The 17,596-nt window shown below is 63.2% G+C and carries 16 protein-coding genes; 8 read left to right on the top strand and 8 right to left on the bottom strand.

Translation table 11 applies throughout. From position 1 onward, the window contains the following. Positions 1-8 precede the first annotated feature (8 nt). Positions 9-392, bottom strand: a complete 384-nt coding sequence (locus XH98_RS00900; protein ID WP_057751381.1) for an Hsp20/alpha crystallin family protein — start codon at positions 390-392, stop codon at positions 9-11. Positions 393-606: 214 nt separating this feature from the next. Then, positions 607-1,176, bottom strand: a complete 570-nt coding sequence (locus XH98_RS00895; protein WP_271617497.1) for a YciE/YciF ferroxidase family protein — start codon at positions 1,174-1,176, stop codon at positions 607-609. Positions 1,177-1,661: 485 nt separating this feature from the next. On the opposite strand from XH98_RS00895, the gene XH98_RS00890 reads away from it, so the two are divergent. The 4 genes from XH98_RS00890 (at position 1,662) to XH98_RS00875 (ending at position 6,067) form a co-directional block, all read left to right on the top strand. Continuing rightward, positions 1,662-2,309, top strand: coding sequence for an L-fuculose-phosphate aldolase (locus tag XH98_RS00890; RefSeq protein WP_057751379.1), 648 nt, complete (start codon positions 1,662-1,664; stop codon positions 2,307-2,309). 12 nt (positions 2,310-2,321) lie between these two features. Beyond that, on the top strand, positions 2,322-4,109 hold the full coding sequence (locus XH98_RS00885; protein ID WP_271601435.1) for a chloride channel protein: 1,788 nt from the start codon (positions 2,322-2,324) through the stop codon (positions 4,107-4,109). A 121-nt stretch (positions 4,110-4,230) separates the two neighbouring features. Further along, positions 4,231-5,550 (top strand): alpha/beta hydrolase, encoded by a 1,320-nt coding sequence (locus tag XH98_RS00880; RefSeq protein ID WP_271617496.1) that lies wholly within the window; start codon positions 4,231-4,233, stop codon positions 5,548-5,550. 121 nt (positions 5,551-5,671) lie between these two features. Continuing rightward, positions 5,672-6,067 carry a hypothetical protein gene (locus XH98_RS00875; protein ID WP_271617495.1) on the top strand — a complete coding sequence of 132 codons (396 nt, stop codon included), beginning with the start codon at positions 5,672-5,674 and terminating at the stop codon, positions 6,065-6,067. Between the two features lie 612 nt (positions 6,068-6,679). Here the strand turns inward: XH98_RS00875 and XH98_RS00870 are convergent. The 4 genes from XH98_RS00870 to XH98_RS00855 all read right to left on the bottom strand — a co-directional run bounded on the left by XH98_RS00870 (position 6,680) and on the right by XH98_RS00855 (position 11,179). Beyond that, a complete protein-coding gene (locus XH98_RS00870; RefSeq protein WP_271601432.1) occupies positions 6,680-7,627 on the bottom strand; it encodes a glycosyltransferase family 2 protein in 948 nt (315 codons plus the stop codon). Continuing rightward, a complete protein-coding gene (locus tag XH98_RS00865) occupies positions 7,628-8,812 on the bottom strand; it encodes a hypothetical protein (RefSeq protein ID WP_271601431.1) in 1,185 nt (394 codons plus the stop codon). Between the two features lie 257 nt (positions 8,813-9,069). Then, complete coding sequence (locus tag XH98_RS00860) at positions 9,070-10,098, bottom strand: metallophosphoesterase (protein ID WP_271601430.1); 1,029 nt, start codon at positions 10,096-10,098, stop codon at positions 9,070-9,072. 862 nt (positions 10,099-10,960) lie between these two features. Beyond that, on the bottom strand, positions 10,961-11,179 hold the full coding sequence (locus XH98_RS00855; RefSeq protein ID WP_271617494.1) for a hypothetical protein: 219 nt from the start codon (positions 11,177-11,179) through the stop codon (positions 10,961-10,963). Positions 11,180-11,403: 224 nt separating this feature from the next. Between XH98_RS00855 and XH98_RS00850 the strand changes: the two genes are divergently transcribed. The 4 genes from XH98_RS00850 (at position 11,404) to uraD (ending at position 14,032) form a co-directional block, all read left to right on the top strand. Continuing rightward, positions 11,404-11,691: a hypothetical protein gene (locus XH98_RS00850; protein WP_205668255.1), complete on the top strand. Its 288-nt coding sequence runs from the start codon at positions 11,404-11,406 to the stop codon at positions 11,689-11,691. Positions 11,692-11,787: 96 nt separating this feature from the next. Beyond that, complete coding sequence (locus XH98_RS00845; RefSeq protein WP_057750758.1) at positions 11,788-12,201, top strand: DUF3830 family protein; 414 nt, start codon at positions 11,788-11,790, stop codon at positions 12,199-12,201. After that, positions 12,202-13,137, top strand: coding sequence for an allantoinase PuuE (gene puuE / locus XH98_RS00840; protein WP_271617493.1), 936 nt, complete (start codon positions 12,202-12,204; stop codon positions 13,135-13,137). It abuts the gene before it with no gap. A 7-nt stretch (positions 13,138-13,144) separates the two neighbouring features. Continuing rightward, positions 13,145-14,032, top strand: a complete 888-nt coding sequence (gene uraD / locus XH98_RS00835) for a 2-oxo-4-hydroxy-4-carboxy-5-ureidoimidazoline decarboxylase (protein ID WP_271617492.1) — start codon at positions 13,145-13,147, stop codon at positions 14,030-14,032. On the opposite strand, the gene XH98_RS00830 is transcribed toward uraD, so the two are convergent. After that, positions 14,029-16,755: a molybdopterin-dependent oxidoreductase gene (locus XH98_RS00830; protein WP_271617491.1), complete on the bottom strand. Its 2,727-nt coding sequence runs from the start codon at positions 16,753-16,755 to the stop codon at positions 14,029-14,031. The two genes, uraD and XH98_RS00830, sit on opposite strands and share 4 nt — an antisense overlap. Beyond that, positions 16,752-17,579 (bottom strand): FAD binding domain-containing protein, encoded by an 828-nt coding sequence (locus XH98_RS00825; RefSeq protein ID WP_271617490.1) that lies wholly within the window; start codon positions 17,577-17,579, stop codon positions 16,752-16,754. The genes XH98_RS00830 and XH98_RS00825 overlap by 4 nt, the downstream gene beginning before the upstream one ends. Positions 17,580-17,596 lie beyond the last annotated feature (17 nt).

Raw genomic sequence — 17,596 nt, 5'->3', positions numbered from 1 at the left:
GATCGACCTCAGGATTTGGCGAGGCGCAGCGCGACGCAGCCGTCCATCACGAAGCGGCTGATGGCGTAGCGGCCAAGGGGCAATGCAATGCGGCGCTCAAAGCGTCCCTGCGGCAGCTCGAGCCGGTGGATGCGGGCGTTGCGAAGTTCCGGCGGCAGCGTGCGCTGACCCGAAATGACCAGGACCCCGTCATGGATGACCGTCTCGACATTGTCCGGATTGACGCCGGGGAGCGCGACCAGGATCAGAAGCTCATGCTCGGTCTCGAGCACGTCGATCGGCGGCTCCCAGCAGGCGTCCTGACGGCCGAACTGCTGCCGCATGCGTTCGCCGCGGGTCAGCTGGTCGAGGGCCTCGGACAGCATCCAGTCGAAGGGATTCTTGGGTTGCATGGCAAAACTCGGAAGAAGGCGCTGCGGTTGGAAAACGGGGATATGGTGATGGTTCCCGCAAATTCCAGCATCGCGCGTTGGCGGCATGCCTGCCTCTCGAACGGGAGCAGGCCCTTGCGCCAGGTCCTTGCGCCAAGCCCTTGTGCTGAGGCGCGTCGGCGCCGCGAAAGATGTTCCGCGGCGCCGGAGGCTACAATTGGGCGGGTGGTCGGGATCAGGCGGCTTCGCGGTATTCGGCCTCCGCTTCGAGGTTGATGACCGACGTGGCGAGCTCGGTCAGGGTGTGGTCGGTCGCCTCTTCCTCATCCAGCGTATCCTGCAGCAGCCTTGCCGCCTCGGGCATGCCGAGCTCCTCGGCCCAGGTGCGAAGTGTGCCGTATCGGGAGATCTCGTAGTGCTCGACGGCCTGCGCCGCGGCAAGCAGGCCGGCGTCGAGGGCAGGGGCGTTCTTGAAGTCTTTCATGATCTCGGCGCCCTCGTCGGTGATGCCGTTGATCGCCTCGCACGGCTTGCCGCGCGCGGGCTTGTCCAGCATCCCGAAGATCTGCTCCAGCCGTTTGACCTGGCCCTGCGTCTCCCGCAGGTGCTTGTTGAAGGCGGCCGCAAGGTCCTTCGAATGCGCGGCCTTGGCCATCTTCGGCAGCGTCTTGATGATCTTGTTCTCCGCGTAATAGATGTCTTTCAGCGTTTCCAGGAAAAGGTCGCTCAGCATCTTGGGCGCCCGACGCGGGCGGCGCGATGCGGCCTTTTTCGCGGGTGCACGTTTCTTTGCTTTCTTCGCCATAGGTCCTCCTCATGAGGCGACATGGGAAGGCTCGTCCTTCCTCAATCCTCTCGCGATCAAGAGCCGGGACAGGCAAATGTTCCTCGCGAAGGCCTGCGCGAGCCGCTGTGGCTGGCCTTCCGTGACGCCAAGCCATGCTCGACTTCGCCCTGTCCGCCTTCATGACGCTGCTGCGCGCGCACGCTCGGCCGCACCGGAAATGCGGTACGCTCGCGGGTGATCGGCATGCCGCCGGGCCTATTCGGTGCAAGTCGCGATCAACGGCATTGCGGCTGTCCGGGCCAACCTGTGTTGAGACTGACTTCTGGGTCCGCGACGAACTGTTAATCTGTTGATTTTACAATAAATTCATCGCCCATGCGGGCGCGTCGGCAATCTGGCGCCTGAACAGTTCCGCTTTCGCTTGCGCAGCCATATTGCTTTGACGTACTTCGGGTCTAACAAGACGCCCATCGTCAAGAAGGTCGGAGATGAAATCGAAGTCGATGACAGCGGACGAACTCGCAAAGAGACAGGCCATCATCGACGCCTGCCGCCGCATGAATGCGCTCGGCATCAACCAGGGCACCTCAGGCAATATCAGCGTGCGGCATGGCGAGGGGCTCCTGATCACGCCCACCAGCCTGCCCTATGACACCATGACGCCGGACCAGATCGTCTTCATGGCGATGGACGGCTCGCATGCACCTAGCCAGAAGCCGTCAAGCGAGTGGCGCTTCCATCTGGACATCCTGAAGGCGCGCACTGAGGTCAACGCCGTCGTGCACGCCCATCCGACCTATTGCACCATCCTGGCGATCATGGGCATGGAGATCCCGCCGGTGCACTACATGATCGCGGCGGCCGGCGGCGACAGCATCCGCTGCGCGCCCTATGCCACTTTCGGGACGGTGGAATTGTCCAAGCACGCCGTGCGCGCGCTGGAGGGGCGGCTCGCCTGCCTGCTGGACCATCACGGCATGATCGCGATCGGCCAGACGCTCGACAAGGCGATGTGGCTCGCCGTCGAGGTCGAGACGCTGGCGCGGCAATATCACGGCTGCCTCCAGATCGGTAAACCGCCGCTGCTCTCGAGCGCCGAGATCGAGCGGGTCCGTCAGCGCATGGCCGGCTACGGCCTGTCGGAAGGGTAGGGCTCGCAAGCGGTGTTCGCGCGGATCAGATATTTCGTCGACGGCAAGGGGACCAACCGCACGATGGTCCGGCTGCGCGCGCTGTTGCGCAGCAACGAGTTCTACCTGATCCCGCTCGCGCTCGTCATCGGCACGCTGGCCGGCGCGATCGTGACCCTGATGGCCGTGATCGCGCAGATCGCCCATGTCGTGATCTTCGGCATTCCGATCGACGTGCGCCTTTCCGCCAACGCCTATATCAATCCCTTCGCGGCGATGATCGCGCCGGCGCTCGGCGGCCTCATCCTCGGCATCATGGAATGGTGGCGGCGGCGGCTGAAGATCTCGAGCGCGGTCGACCCGATCGAGGCCAACGCGCTGCGCGGCGGCAATCTGTCGATGCGCGACAGCGTGGTGGTGTCGAGCCAGACGCTGATCTCGAACGGCTGCGGCGCCTCTGTCGGCCTCGAGGCCGGCTACACCCAGATCGGCTCGGGCATCGCCTCCCTGTTCGGCAAATTCTTCAATCTCCGCCGTAACGATCTTCGCCTGATCGTCGGCTGCGGCGCCGCCGCTGCGATCGCCGCGGCCTTCGGCGCGCCGATCACCGGCGCGTTCTACGCCTGCGAGCTGATCGTCGGCGTCTATTCGGTCGGCAGCGCCGCGCCGATCCTGGCGGCCTCGCTCGCCGGCGCGCTGACCGCACAATGGCTCGGCGGCGCGCCGTACTCCATCGAAATACCGAAGGTCAGCGCCGTCGGCGTCGAGCAATATCTGGCGCTGATCGGGCTCGCGCTCGTCACCAGCGGCGTCGGCATTGCCGTGATGCGCTCCTCGCCGATGTTCGAGCGCCTGTTCAAATGGCTGCCGGTCTGGCTGCGCCCGGTGTTCGGCGGCCTCATCGTCGGCAGCTTCGCCCTCGTCACGCCGCAGGTGCTGGCGGCCGGCCACGGCGCCATGGTGCTCGACCTCTTCCACGACATGACGATCGGCCTGGTCGCGATCATCATCGGGCTGAAGGTGACGGCCTGCCTGATCTCGCTGGCCTCGGGCTTCCGCGGCGGTCTGTTCTTCGCCTCGCTGTTCGTCGGCAGCCTGATCGGAAAGTTCTTCTCTGCGGTGCTGCTCCTGATCAGCCCGAACTTCGTGATCGATCCGCTGGTGGCGATGCTGACCGGCATGGCGACGCTGGGCGTTGCCATCGTCGGCGGTCCCTTGACCATGTCGTTCCTCGTGCTCGAGATGACCCGCAATGTCGACGTCACCGCCGTGGTGCTGGCCGGCTGCATCGTCACCTCGATCTGCGTCCGCTTCATGTTCGGCCACTCCTTCTCGACCTGGCGCCTGCATCTGCGCGGCGAGACCATCCGCAGCGCCAATGACGTCGGCTGGCTGCGCAACCTCACCGTCGAGCGTCTGATGCGCTCCGACGTCGCCAAGGTGCCCTCGAGCACCACCATCGCCGCGACCCGCAGCGAATTTCCGCTGGGATCGCGCCCGGGCGTCGTCGTCGTCAACAACGCCGACGAATATGTCGGCCTGGTCCTGCTGCCCGATTTGTTCTCCAGCGACCTCGACACCATTGCCGACGACATCCAGGTGATCGAGCTCGCGCGGCTGACCGAGATCGTGCTGATCCCGGAAATGAACGTGAAGTCGGCCATGGCGGTGTTCGACGAGGCCGAGGCCGAAATGCTGGCGGTGGTCGATTCCACCGACAGCCGCAAGGTGGTCGGCTTCCTGACCGAGACCACCGCCCGCCGCCGCTATGTCGAGGAGATCGACAAGGCCACGCGCGGCGTGCTGGGTGCATTGTCCTGATCGCGCCCAGGCAAGTCGAGGCCGGCACGCCGGGCGGACTTGCCAGATCGTTCACAACCTCTAGGCTAGGGACCGACGGCGGGGCTGGCCCCCGGCCGCATCCAGCGACGAGGGACGTGCGATGTCGGACACGCTTCGCCTGTTGCTTGCCTTGCTCGAACTCGGGCCCCGGCTGAAGGATCTGCTGGCCGACAAATGGCCTCCTTACGCCGACGAATTGCAGGAATTGGCCGGTCGCGCCGGCAAGGGCGAGGATCCGGCCAGGCTTCGCCAGTCGCTCGACCTGCTGCTCGCGCGGCTGCTCGCAGAGGCGCCCGCTACGGAGCTTGTCGCGCATGTGATGGAAGACATGGCGGCGCCCGCGCCCGCCACCGAGACCGTGACCCGCCGCGGCCGGGTCTCGCCGCTGGTCGTCCCTGATATCGTCGAGCCGACCACGGATGAGGCGACCGGAATCGTCACCATCCCCGTGTTCTACGGCACCGACCGCGGCCGCGGCGACGACACGCCGGCGCGCTATTTTGGCGCTGCGCGCGGGACGCCGTCATTCGGGATCGCCGAGGTCAGCGTGCCCACGCATGGCCGCGACCTCGGCGAGCTCACCAGTCCGAGCTGGTGGCACCTCGAATTCTCGGCCAATCCGGAAAAGCACGTCATCCTCAAGTCGGTGGGCGCGCTGGGCAGGGACGCCTTCGTCGCCACCTTGAAGGATTCGCTTGCGGCGGCAGATTTGCACGACGTCCTGATCTTCGTACATGGTTACAACGTCACATTTGAAGACGCGGCGCGGCGCGCCGGGCAGCTTGCCGTGGATCTGAAATTCGCCGGCAGGACGCTGCTATACAGCTGGGCGTCGGCGGCGGACACCAGGAAGTATACCGTGGATGAGAGCACGATCGACTGGTCGCGCGATCATTTCGAGGCGTTTCTCCAGCTCGCGCTCGGCGAGATCGGTGCCGCCAAGGTTCACGTCATCGCTCACAGCATGGGCAACCGCGCCGTGATCAACACGCTCGAAGGCGTGACGTCCTGGCAGATGCCATCAGGTGCCGCAAAGCTTGGGCAGATCGTCCTTGCCGCGCCTGACATCGACCGCGACCGCTTTGTCCAGCTCGCGGCCAAGTTCAAAGGCTGTGCCTCGCGCGTGACCCTCTATGCCTCGTCGCGTGACGTGGCGCTGCTGGCCTCGAAATTCGTGCACGGTTATCCCCGGGCGGGCGAGGCTGGCGAGGCGCTGACGATCGTCGACGGCGTCGACACCATCGATGCCTCGCTGGTCGATACCAGCCTGGTCGGCCTGCGCCATTCCTATTTCGGCGAGAAGCGCTCGATCCTGAACGACATGTTCAGTTTGATCGTGCAGCAACTCGCGCCCGACCAGCGTTTTGACCTCCAGGCCGCGGGCGATGCGGTGCGGAGGTACTGGAGCTACAGGGCCTAGCTAGAGGCGGTCCTATCGGTCAAAGCGTGTCAGATTGCCGCGATCACGAAACCATTGCAGTGCCTTGCGCATTATACCGTGTTTCCATATCGCCTTTTTGGCGAGAGCAGAGGACGCGAAGATGAGTGACAGGTCGGTGAAATCGAGAAATGGCCGCAGCACTGTACTGGCCGCCTTCGCCGGTCTTGCTCTGGCCGTCGCGTCCGTCTCGCCGTCGGCTGCCGGATCGCCGGCAGCGGCCAAGGGTCCGGCCAAGGCTCCGCCCGCCGCCACGGCCGGGCAGGGCTCATCCGACGCGACCGATTTCAGCGCCGCGCGCCGTCATCGCTATTACCGGCGCGGGCCGAGCGCTGCGGGCCTTGCATTCATGGGCGCCGCGGCCGGTTTGATCGGAGGCGCGATCGCCGAGAGCCGGCGCCAGGAATACTACGACAATTATTACTATGGCGGCCCGCGCTATTATGGTCCAGGCTATGGCTACTATGGTGGACCGCGCTACTACTACGATCCGTATTGATATGGCCACGGACTCTCCCCATCGTCATTCCGGGGCGATGCGCAGCATCGAGCCCGGAATCCATCGGGCCCAAGTCACGCTGTGAAATGGATTCCGGGCTCGCGCCAAGAGGCGCGCCCCGGAATGACACGGAGAGGCCGGCGTGTCGCCCTCTGTCAATCCTACGCCGCAAAAATATTCCACTTTACCGAAATTATGTATGGCCCATCCCGGCTCACCTTGAGGGGCGATCGTAGTCGTCACGTTTGCGAGCCGGGGATGCGGTGGACACGGCAGCGTCGGCACGAGAGGGTGCGGGCAGGGCGGGTAGTCCCTGTGAGCCCGAGACCGCGTGTGGATGAGCGGCGCTGTTCGTTCGTCGTGCCAACAGGCTTTCGGCGCGTGTGCACACTGCCGAAAGCCCCTGCGGCACCAGGCGAACGCGCATACGGCAAAACCGTGTGGTCCATGCTGCAAGCTCTTTTTCCCGATGCTCTACAAATGAAAAAGCCCCGCCGAAACAAGCGCTTCTGAAACTCTGGCGAAGAGGACGGCGATGGCCGCCGAAAGGGCTGGGTCCCAATAGGCCCTATTCCCGGCCTTTCGAGCGCGCCAGTTGGTGGGCGGCGAATTTCATGGTGGTGATCGATACGTCGAGAGGTACGGCTGCGAAAGATAGGCCAGCATCTTCATCTCTCGCCGTCCCCGCGTTACGGTGTCGAGCACCAGACCGGATGACACGGACAACATCGCCATGATCATTAATCCCATCGACAGCACAGCCGTTGGCAGGCGCGGCACCAATCCGGTCTCAATGAAGGTGATCAAAATTGGAATGGCCAGAATGACCGAAGCGAGCGCGAGAACGATCCCGATGGCCGTGAAAAAGCGCAACGGCCTCTCCGAGCGGTAGAGCCGCAACATGGTGCCGAGGATACGAAAGCCGTCACGCCACGTGTTGAGCTTGGAGAAGGAGCCTTCCGGGCGAGCGTAGTAGGGCGTCGGCACCTCGGCAACCGGTAGCGACAATTCCAGTGCGTAGACAACAAGCTCGGTCTCGATCTCGAATCCGTCGGATAGAACCGGAAAAGACTTCACGAACCGGCGCGAAAACACGCGATAACCCGAGAGGATATCCTTGAACGTGTGACCAAAAGTCGATGAGAGAACGCTTGTCAGCATCCTGTTCCCAGCGCGATGGCCTCGTCGATATGCAGCGTCGGACTGATCGACTCGGAAACCGGCGACCATGTCAAGATGGTCGTCGATCAGCTTTTCGATCATGCGTGGCGCGCTTGGCGCGTCGTAGGTGGCATCGCCGTCCACAAGCACATATACGTCGGCATCGATATCGGCGAACATGCGGCGCACCACGTTGCCTTTGCCCTGCCGATACTCACTGCGGACATTGGCTCCCGCGTCGCGGGCGGCGCTGGCCGTGTGGTCGCTTGAGTTGTTGTCATAGACGTAGACTTCTGCCGAAGGCAGAGCCTTGCGAAAGTCAGTAACGACCGTCGCGATCGTTGCTTCCTCGTTATAGCAGGGCACTAGAACGGCGATGCGGAAGGGCGGAGATGTCATTTACGGAAGTGCTTTGAGGCTTGCGGCTTCTAGCGAGACAGGCGTCGGCGCGGCAGCTTTTGCAGAGAGAATCAGTCCAGCAAAGCACACGCTCCAAAGCGAAAGCATCGCAATCGGCACAATGTAGTAGGGAGTAAAGATCGGGTGGCTTAGAAAAAACAAGAGATTGATGGCGAGATTGCCCGCCACGAGGAGTGCGACCCTTCGGACGCCGTTCTCATCCGTCCGCAATAGCCATGTGATCCAGCTCACAGCAAGCATGATCAGCACGGATTGAATATCTCTTGCATATTCGCCGAGGACGCCGAGGTCGAACGCTGGGGCGATCACGTCGGCGGTACCGTACGTCGTCGCAAAGGGGCTACCTGCGTTAATGGCGTTTGCAATCAATGTTGGGGCCATGCCGAGCACGAACGCAATCCCAAATCCCATGGTCTGTGCGAAGGCGCTGGGTTTGCGCGAGCGCAGCAACGAGATTCCAAGGACTAGGAAATAACCCGATCCAAGGAACAGGTTGGCCAATCTAAGATTGACCGACAATCCGAGCAGCAAGCCGATGACCATCGCCAACAGGCTATTATCGCGCTCCTCTGCCATCCATCGTGCGGTTAAGAACCCTGCGAGTGCACAAATCGCCATCGTCGGCGCGATCGAGTAGCTGGCCTTCGTAGGATTGATCATCAGCACCAGGGCCAGAGCCCCGAACGCTCCGGCTGCAAGCACCGCAGGAATCCATTGAGCTGAAAAAATGGCTAGGAGGGCAAAGCAACAAACGATCAGGGTGGCGGCAAGGTAGAGTGGCACCACCTGATGGCCGTCGGGGAACAGGGCCAGCAAGAACCCGGTTCCGGGTGGGTATTGAACGACCATCTTGTGGTCTGACATCGGGGTATGGCAAGGCCACCGGGTCGGGTCTCGCCAATCGGAATACCCGATCTCTTTCAATTTGGCCTGGAAGAAGCCGTCGTCGTCACGCGAGCTGTTTGTGTCCAAGCCACTGACGCCAAAGCGCTGAAACAAGTGCGCCTGCCGAAGGTAGCACACGTCATCGTAGACGCCGCGCGCTTCGTTCCAACCCGACGTCGTGCGGATGTTGGTCACCAGTATGGTCAAGCAGAGCAGCGCAAAGACGAGCTTCAACAGCCGCAGCGTGCGCCCGCCGGTCGAAATCAGTTTCCCAGCCATAGGATCTCAATAACCACAACTAGCGCGAGCCCGCTAGTCCGGCCATCGTCCGGAGGCCGTATTGCGGATCACGGGGTCCCCACCTTTACCTTGCCCGGCATGCGCCAATCCCTTGGTGCTGCGGACATCGATGATTGCCCCCTGAAACAGACCGGATGGTCCGGCTCTATCAGGGCGGCAAATGTGAATGTATTTGGGACAGCCAGCCACAGGGTCCGGTTCAGTCCACGTTGACTGTTAAGAGTTCTCTACCAACCTCATCCTTGCCGTAGTGTATGCAAGGTGACTTCGGCTGGACAGTTGAGCCGGACCGGCAGGAGGCTGGTGCCAGCCCCTGTCGAAGTGTAGCCGGCCATATGACCATATCGCCACGCGCCGCTACCCAGCCGCCGCGGCAACTTTGCTTCGAGCTTGATCGGAACCCCGTAGGGCAGGCAGAGCTGACCTCCGTGCGTATGTCCGCTTAGCATCAAGTCGAAGCCTCTGTGTGCGGCCTCACGGTAGACCTCCGGCGTGTGCGAGAGGAGTATTGAGTAGGTGTTGACTGGAATTGCATGGGCCGCCTTGCCAATATCGCCAACGCGATAGAAATGCGCGTCATCAATTCCGGCAAGGTAGATTTGATCATTTCCCCGCGCAATTACCTCGGTTTCATTGAACAACACCTTTGCGCCCATCGCTTCGAGCGCAGGCGTCATCAAAATGCTATCGTGATTGCCGAGCACCGCGAAAATTGGTTGCTTTAGGCTTGCCATAACCGGAGCGATAGCTTCCAGGCTCTTCTCGAATGACCCATAGGTCTTTCCGCGATAGTCGCCCGTTAACACACAGATGTCGTACACAAGGTCCCGAGTGATATCAGCCAAATGACCCATCGCACCGAGACTAGTGTCGCCGTGTAGATCGCTCACGTGGAGCATTGTGAAACCATCAAAGCTTCGAGGCAAAGATGCGGAGCGGATCAAATTTCTCTTGATGAGAACACGCTCGGCATTTCGCCGCGCAACGCCATAAAGACCCGTGAGCTTGAGGCCAAACTCGATAACAAACGGCGCCAAATATAAGTTCTCGAGATTAAAGATTAGCGTCCCTTGGCCGAACAGCTGTGCCTCGTGCTCACGTTCAGTTTGCAACCGCAGCTCGACGTGCTCATGGCCGATCCGTTCTATCAACGTCTTAAGACACTCTTTTCCATGCATCAGGTCATTGCTCAAGCTTTGGGAACTATACTTTGCACCGGTGACCGCGGCCCGGACATTGAATGGTAAGGCGTCGTTATCCAGCACCTTCCAATAGGTCTCAGAAACTCTCCATATCGTCCAAGACCCTGATCAAATCGGGACACAACGGAGGACACACCGGCCCCATAATGTTGTTATTATTACATTTTTTGCTGCCTGAGAACCCCTGCGCAGGGAAGGCCGTGTGTTGGACTTCACCTGTATGCTGCTGTGCGATCTTCTTGCGCTACATTTTCGCGCAGCAGACCGCGGGTGCGAGGTCGGCACCCGGTCTTCCCTGCGCCTCTTGATTGAGAGGGTGGAGAGATCAAGCAAAGCTTGGGCGAAATGAGCCGCGAGGAGGCGAAGGCGTGTCTGCGATTGGAGCGCTGCTTGCCACAGACGACGCTATCGTAGGGTAGGCAAAGCGAAGCGTGCCCACCACAAGCACATGGTGGGCACGGCGCTTGGCGCCTTTCCCACCCTACGACACCTGCGAACGGAAGAGCGATGCCGTGCCCTCATACTGCGTCTACACACTCGCTGTCATCGCCCGGCCAGTGCGCAATTGCGCACTAGGACCGGGCGATCCAGGACTCAGAGACAGCAATGATTGAGCCGAGAAGGCGCGGCGTACTGGATTCCCCGCCTGCCGCCTACGCTAAAAGCTTCGGCTGCCCTGGACCTCAACCCCGGCGAAGCCTTGGCATAGCCGGGTCGCGGGGAATGACAGCTTCAATTGGAGAAGCGATGTGGGCGCCTCATACTCTCTCGTGCCCCAGACGCAGCGCAGCGTCTCTTCGACGGTGCGCTGCAGAGCCGGGGCCCACATCTCCGAGCAATCCGTGTCGCGTGGGTCCCGGCTCTGCGCAGCAACGCTACGCGCTGCAGCGCGTCCGGAACACGAGAGCGCTCTATACCTTCCGTCTCACCGTCCCGCCGGTGCCGACATTGCGCCATTGGCGTAGCGCGACCAGTCGGGTTCAGGAGGCTGCGACGGCCACATGGCTGCATTGGAGTCGCGCACCGACTGGGTGATGGGGGCAGGTCGTGCCTTGCGAACGTGCTGACGGTCGTTCGCGGCGGCGGTCTGGATGGTGATGGCGGTGATCAGCGTGGCGCCGAGAATGGCAAGAGTCTTTCGCATGGATGTTTCTCCCGTGACGACGTCCCGGTCGTGAGAAATGTCATCGTCGTCTCGCATGACATGGCGATGCCTCCGGCCTGATATCACCCTGGCCGGGTTCACGATGGGGCGAGCGAATTTTTTGGTCCCGGCTAAATATTCGGCAGTCGCCTGGCGGGTGCGGATGGACTTGGCTGGTGCAATCCGGTTGAATGGGAGCAATGAAGGTTTCAGGCGCGACAATGATGTCGAAATATCTGCTGGTCCTGCTTTTGATCGCCTCGCCGGCGGTGGCGCAGGTCAAACCCGCTCCCAAAGCCGCGGCGGCGCATCCCGACCCCTGCACTCCGATCGGACGCACCGCCGACGGCAAGCTGGTCTATTCCATGAAATGCGAGAACCTGCCGGCGCCGTCTCCGCCACCGCCCCAGGCGGAACTGAAGGAGGCGCCGCCGGCCGCCGCCGCCGCTGCGGAGCCCGAGCCGGAGGTACGGCGGAGTGGCATTTTCGGCTGGTCCTACGACCGCAGGTAACGGACCTCACGCCCTTGCGCGAAGCCCGCTGGAATGCTCTTTGCGTGCAAGTTCCCCGTGGGGCGAACCTTTTGGCCCCCGACCCAGAGAGATGAGATGAGCAAACTCGTTATCCGCGCCGGCGATTTCACCTTCGATGCCCGCTTCGAAGAGCAGGCCGCACCCAAGACCGTCGCGGCGTTCCGCAAGGCGCTGCCGTTCGAAAGCCACATCATCCATGTGCGCTGGAGCGGCGAAGGCGTCTGGATGCCGCTCGGCGATCTCGACTTCGGTGTCGGCTACGAGAACCACACCAGCTATCCTGCCCCGGGCCAGATCATCCTCTATCCCGGCGGCATCAGCGAGACCGAGATCCTGCTCGCCTATGGCGGCGTGCATTTCGCCAGCAAGATGGGCCAGCTCGCCGGCAATCACTTCATCACCGTGACTTCGGGGCTGGAGAACCTGGCACCGCTGGGCAAGAGCGTGCTGTGGAAGGGTGCGCTGCCGATCCGCTTCGAGGAAGTCTGAGTGACTGACAACAGCTACCCGCGCGATCTCCGCGGTTACGGTCGCAACCCGCCGCATCCAGAGTGGCCCGGCAACGCCCGGGTCGCGGTGCAGTTCGTTGTCAATTTCGAGGAGGGCGGTGAGAACAACGTCTTGCACGGCGACCGCGCCTCGGAAGCGTTCCTGTCCGACGTGCTGGGCGCGCAGCCCTGGCCGGGCCAGCGCCACGCCAATATCGAATCCATGTTCGAATATGGCTCGCGCGCCGGCTTCTGGCGCTTGTGGCGCCTGTTTGGCGAGCGCAAATGGCCGGCCACCGTGTTCGGGGTGTCCACTGCGCTGAAGCGCAATCCCGAGATCGTCGCGGCGATGAAGGAATCAGGCTGGGACATCGCAAGCCACAGCCTGAAATGGATCGAGCACAAGGACATGACCGAGGCGCAGGAGCGCGCCGAGATCGCCGAGTCCATCCGCGTTCACACCGAGGCGGTCGGATCGCGGCCGCTCGGCTGGTACACCGGGCGCTCCTCGATCAACACCAACCGTCTGCTGATGGAGGAGGGCGGCTTCCTCTATCTCTGCGACTCCTATGCCGACGATCTGCCCTATTGGGTCAAGGGCGCGAACGGCAAGCAGCTCATGATTCCCTATACGCTCGACGCCAACGACATGCGCTTCATCAACCCGCAAGGGTTTGCCGAAGGCGAGCAGTTCTTCACCTATCTGAAGGACGCCTTCGACGTGCTCTACGCCGAAGGCGAGACCGCGCCGAAGATGATGTCGGTGGGACTGCACTGCCGCCTCGCCGGCCGGCCGGGCCGTGCCGCAGGCCTGATCCGCTTCCTCGATTATGTCGGCAAGCACGATCGCGTCTGGGTGCCGACGCGGCTGCAGATCGCGCAGCATTGGCACAACAAGCATGCGCATCTCGCGGCCGACGCGTTCGAGATCCGGTAGAGATGTGATGGCGCAAATCCCGCTCGCCGATCTCAACGCCGCAAGCAAGGCCGACTTCGTCGCCGCGCTCGCCAATGTCGTCGAATATTCGCCGTGGATTGCCGAGCAAATCGCGGCGCAGCGGCCGTTCGCCGGCATCAATCAGTTGCACGCCGCGCTGATCGCGGCAATCCAGGCGGCCGAACCCGACGTGCAGCTGGCGTTGATCCGCGCGCATCCTGACTTGGCCAACAAGACCCAGCGCGCGGCGGGCCTGACGGCGGAATCGACCGATGAGCAGAACAGCGCCGGCCTCGATCGGCTGTCGGAGGCCGAATATTCGGCGTTCGAGCGCGTCAACAACGCTTACCGCGAAAAGTTCGGCTTCCCCTATATCGTCTGCGTGCGACGTCACACCAAGGATTCGGTGCTGCGCGACTTCGAGACGCGGCTGCGCAATATCGCCAAGACCGAGACGCGTCGCGCGATTGAGGAGATCGGCCGCATCTCGGCGCTGCGGCTCGATCAGCTGGTCATCGCCGACGATAGACTGAAGGTGCACGGCCGGCTCTCGACTCATGTGCTGGACAATCACGCCGGCAAGCCAGCGCCGGGGATTCCCGTGGAGCTGGTCGAGCTCGCTGCGCTCGGCGAGAACCGTATCATCGCGCGCACCGTCACCAACGCCGACGGCCGCACTGACGAGCCGCTGATCGGCGGTCGCCCGCTGCCGATCGGCCGCTACGAGCTCCGCTTCAACGTCGGAAAGTATTACGCCGAGCGCAACGTGCCGCTGTCGGATCCGCCGTTCCTCGACGAGATCCCGCTACGGTTTGCGATCAGCGAGCCGGAAAGCCATTACCACGTGCCGCTGCTGGTCACGCCGTGGAGCTATTCGACCTATCGCGGCAGCTAGTCGCCGAACTTGTCGTGCAGGGCTGGAAACAGCCGGTCCGGCTTGAACGGCGGCGCGGTGAAGCGGATGCCGGTGGCATCGGCGATGGCGTTGCCGAGGGCGGCGGCGACCGGATTGTACGGGCTCTCGCTCATCGACTTCGCGCCAAGCGGCCCGATCGTATCGGATGTCTCGGCGAACAACACCTCCGTGCGCGGCACGTCCGCGAAGGACGGCAGATGGTAGTCACGGAATTTGGGATTGGTGACGCGCCCCTCCGCGTCGATCACCATCTCCTCGTAGAGCGCAGCACCGAGGGCTTGCGCGACGCCGCCCTCGACCTGGCCGCGGCATTGCATGGGATTGGCGACGACGCCGGCATCGGCGGCCTGCACGCTCCGGAGAATCCTGATCTCGCCGGTGCCCTTGTTCACGGCGACGCGAAAGCCCTGGACGTTGAACCCGACCGAGCGTGGCGTTCCCTCGGAATTGCCTTGCGCTGCGAGCGGACGACCCGCCTCGCGCGCGTGCTTGGCGAGCTCGGCAAAGGACATACGCCGCACGCCGCTGGCGACGAATTCGTCCTCGAGCGTGCAGCTCGCGACATCGCAAAGCCACGCGCCAGCGGCGGCCGCCTTCAATTCGGCGGCAAGCTGCGTTGCGGCGGCCTGCGTCGCCTTGCCGGCAACGAAGGTGCCGGTGCTGCCATAGGCGCCGGTGTCGTGGCCGCCATGGGCGGTATCGGACTGGCGCAGGCGGATCCTGTCGACGGTGGTCGCCAGGACAGTGGCGGCGATCTGCCGGTGCACCGTGCTGGTGCCGTTGCCGAACTCGGCGGTCCCGACGGTGAGATCGAAGCCGCCATCCTCGTTGAGCGCGATCATGGCGTCGGCGATGTGGCCGGCGGGCGGTGCGGTGTCGATCATGGTCAGCGCGATGCCGTCGCCGGTCAGCCAGTCCGGCGACAGCTCGGGCTGCGGCTGGTCCGCCAGCATGGCGCGTTCGACGAGGTCGATGCATTGGTCGAGCCCGTAGGAGCCATACAACACGTCATGATATTCGGACTCAGGTGGCGACAGCATGGGATCGCCGGGCCTGACGATATTGCGGCGGCGCATGTCGTAAGGGCTGATGCCGAGCTGCCTGGCCAGTTCGTCGATCGCGGCTTCCACCGCGATCACCGACTGCGGCAGGCCATAGCCGCGAAATGCGCCGGCGGGCACCGTATTGGTGTAGACGACGAAGCCATCGACGCGCTTGTTGGGGCAGTTATAGACGGCGATCGATTCGTTCACCGCGTGGAACATCACGGAGGGGCCGTGATTGCCGTAAGCGCCGGTATTGGAGAGCACGTCGAGCTGGAGCGCGGTGAGCTTGCCGCTAGAGTCGGCGCCGGCCTTGATGTGGACCCGCATCGGATGCCGTGTCGAGGTCGCGATGAACTGTTCCTCGCGGGTGAGCTCGAGCTTGACGGGGCGTCCCGTCTTCAGCGCGGCCAGCGCCAGGATATCCTCGACGAACATCTCCTGCTTGCCGCCAAAGCCGCCGCCGACCCGCTCGCAAAACACACGGACCTTGTCCATCGGAAGCCTAAAGATGTCCGACAGCGCGCGCCGGGTCAGGAACGGCACCTGCGTCGAACTGCGGACGTTGAGCACGCCTGCTTCGTCGAGCCAGGCGAGGCCGCCATGGGTCTCCAGCGCCGCATGCTGCACGCGATGGCTGTGGAACGTGGCCTCGTACGTCACGGCGGAGGTGGCGAGTGCGGAGGCGACATCGCCGAACTCGCCATGAATCTCGGCGACCAGGTTGCGTTGCGCGTCGGCAACGCGGTTGGCGCTGGTCCTATCAGGGTGAACGAGCGGCGCGCCCGGCATCATCGCCTGCTCCGGATCGATCAACGCGGGCAGAATCTCGTATGTGACGTTCAGTCGCCGGCAGGCCTCCTCGGCCACGCCTTCACTCTCGGCCACCACCGCCGCGACCCTCTGGCCGATGAAGCGGACGACGTCGTCGAGGATGCGGGTATCCTCGGGATCCATCCAATCCTTCTCATGCCGCGCCGTCGATGTCAGCACCATTGGCGCATCCTCATGCGTCAGGATGGCGTGCACGCCCGGAACTGCCATCGCCGCCGACTTGTCAATCGACACGATCCGGGCATGGGCATGCGGCGAGCGCAGCAGCTTGATGTGCAGCAGGCCCTCGATCTCGGTGTCGAACGTGTAGCGCGCCTTGCCGCGGACGACGTCCGGCCCTGCAGGCGCCGGCAGGCTGCGGCCGAACGCGCCGCCGGCCTCGACGCGCGCCTCGACATTGCATTTGCCGTGGATCGCGTCCTCGATCGCGCGATAGCCCGTGCAGCGACAGATATTGCCCTTCAGCGCTGCGCCAAGGTCGGTACGTTGCGCCTGGTTCAACGAGGCGCAGGTCAGGATCATGCCGGCGGTGCAGAAGCCGCACTGGAACGCTTGCGCGTCGAGAAAAGCCTGCTGCATCGGATGCGTTCCGTCCTCGCTGCCGAGCCCTTCGATCGTGGTGATGGCGCGTCCCTCCGCGCGGAACGCGGGGATCAGGCAGCTGTGCACCGGCTCGCCGTCGAGCAGCACGGTGCAGGCCCCGCAATCGCCGGCGTCGCAGCCTTTTTTCACTCCGAACTGGCCAAGCTCGCGCAAAAACGTGCGCAGGCATTGGCCGGCGCGCGGCATTTGCGGAAATGTCGTGCCGTTGACCTCGAAGCTCATGACGGCGTTGCACCCAGCAGTTCGGCACGGATCTCCTCGGCGAGCCGCAGCGTCATGTGCTTGCGCCAAAGCGGCTTGCCATGAATGTCGGTGTAATAGAGATCGTCGGGGATCTCCTCGGAGATCGCGGTGCGAAGCGTGCTCGCATCGGTCGGCCCGGGAAACGATATCTGGATCGGGCGCACGGTCGATGCTGTTACGGTCAGCTTCAACGCGCCATTGCCATCGAGGCTTCCGATCAGCAGGGCCGCGGAGCGGCCGACCGGTGCGAGCGAGATCTGGCGAAACGCGGAGCGACGCTTCAGGGGAGGAAGCGGAATGTCGATCTGGCGCAGAAGGTCGCCCGGCGACAAGCGATTGCGCTGGTTGCCGGTGACGAAGTCAGCGACGGGCATCCTCTGCTCGCCGCCGCCGGCTTTCCAGATGGTGCAGATGCCGTCGAGTGCGGATGTGAGCGAGATCATCGGTCCCGCCGGCAGCGACATACAGAGATTGCCGCCGACCGTCGCCGTTTTCCAGATCTTGAACGAGGCGAGGAAGGCGCGACAGCATTGGCTGATCAGTGGGGCCGCGAGCCAGTCAGGCGGACAGGTGAACGCGTCGAGTTGCGAGATGGTGCAGGTGGCTGCGATGCTGAGATGGCTGTCGGTGATCGTCAGTGCCGGCCATTTCAGATCGGCGAGATCGATCAGCCGCGTGAGGTGGATCTGCGGCTCGGAGAACAGCCAGGTACCGCCCGCGAGCCAAGCATCACCTGGCGTCCAAACGGGCAGTTCGGAGCGCGTTTGCGGACGGGAAACCGCTGTGATGGTATTCAAGTCCATGACTTGCGAGAACGCCT

The organism is Bradyrhizobium sp. CCBAU 51745 (assembly GCF_028128715.1).
Classification (GTDB): domain Bacteria; phylum Pseudomonadota; class Alphaproteobacteria; order Rhizobiales; family Xanthobacteraceae; genus Bradyrhizobium; species Bradyrhizobium manausense.
The sequence above is the reverse complement of the archived record's forward strand: the minus strand, read 5'-3'. Positions and strand labels throughout refer to the sequence as shown.

Bases quoted from the DNA above. Each gene is read 5' to 3' on its own strand.
- XH98_RS00900 (WP_057751381.1), bottom strand. From the start codon at position 392: ATGCAACCCAAGAATCCCTTCGACTGGATGCTGTCCGAGGCCCTCGAC.
- XH98_RS00895 (WP_271617497.1), bottom strand. From the start codon at position 1,176: ATGGCGAAGAAAGCAAAGAAACGTGCACCCGCGAAAAAGGCCGCATCG.
- XH98_RS00890 (WP_057751379.1), top strand. From the start codon at position 1,662: ATGACAGCGGACGAACTCGCAAAGAGACAGGCCATCATCGACGCCTGC.
- XH98_RS00880 (WP_271617496.1), top strand. From the start codon at position 4,231: ATGTCGGACACGCTTCGCCTGTTGCTTGCCTTGCTCGAACTCGGGCCC.
- XH98_RS00875 (WP_271617495.1), top strand. From the start codon at position 5,672: ATGAGTGACAGGTCGGTGAAATCGAGAAATGGCCGCAGCACTGTACTG.
- XH98_RS00870 (WP_271601432.1), bottom strand. From the start codon at position 7,627: ATGACATCTCCGCCCTTCCGCATCGCCGTTCTAGTGCCCTGCTATAAC.
- XH98_RS00865 (WP_271601431.1), bottom strand. From the start codon at position 8,812: ATGGCTGGGAAACTGATTTCGACCGGCGGGCGCACGCTGCGGCTGTTG.
- XH98_RS00855 (WP_271617494.1), bottom strand. From the start codon at position 11,179: ATGCGAAAGACTCTTGCCATTCTCGGCGCCACGCTGATCACCGCCATC.
- XH98_RS00850 (WP_205668255.1), top strand. From the start codon at position 11,404: ATGTCGAAATATCTGCTGGTCCTGCTTTTGATCGCCTCGCCGGCGGTG.
- XH98_RS00845 (WP_057750758.1), top strand. From the start codon at position 11,788: ATGAGCAAACTCGTTATCCGCGCCGGCGATTTCACCTTCGATGCCCGC.
- uraD (WP_271617492.1), top strand. From the start codon at position 13,145: ATGGCGCAAATCCCGCTCGCCGATCTCAACGCCGCAAGCAAGGCCGAC.
- XH98_RS00830 (WP_271617491.1), bottom strand. From the start codon at position 16,755: ATGAGCTTCGAGGTCAACGGCACGACATTTCCGCAAATGCCGCGCGCC.
- XH98_RS00825 (WP_271617490.1), bottom strand. From the start codon at position 17,579: ATGGACTTGAATACCATCACAGCGGTTTCCCGTCCGCAAACGCGCTCC.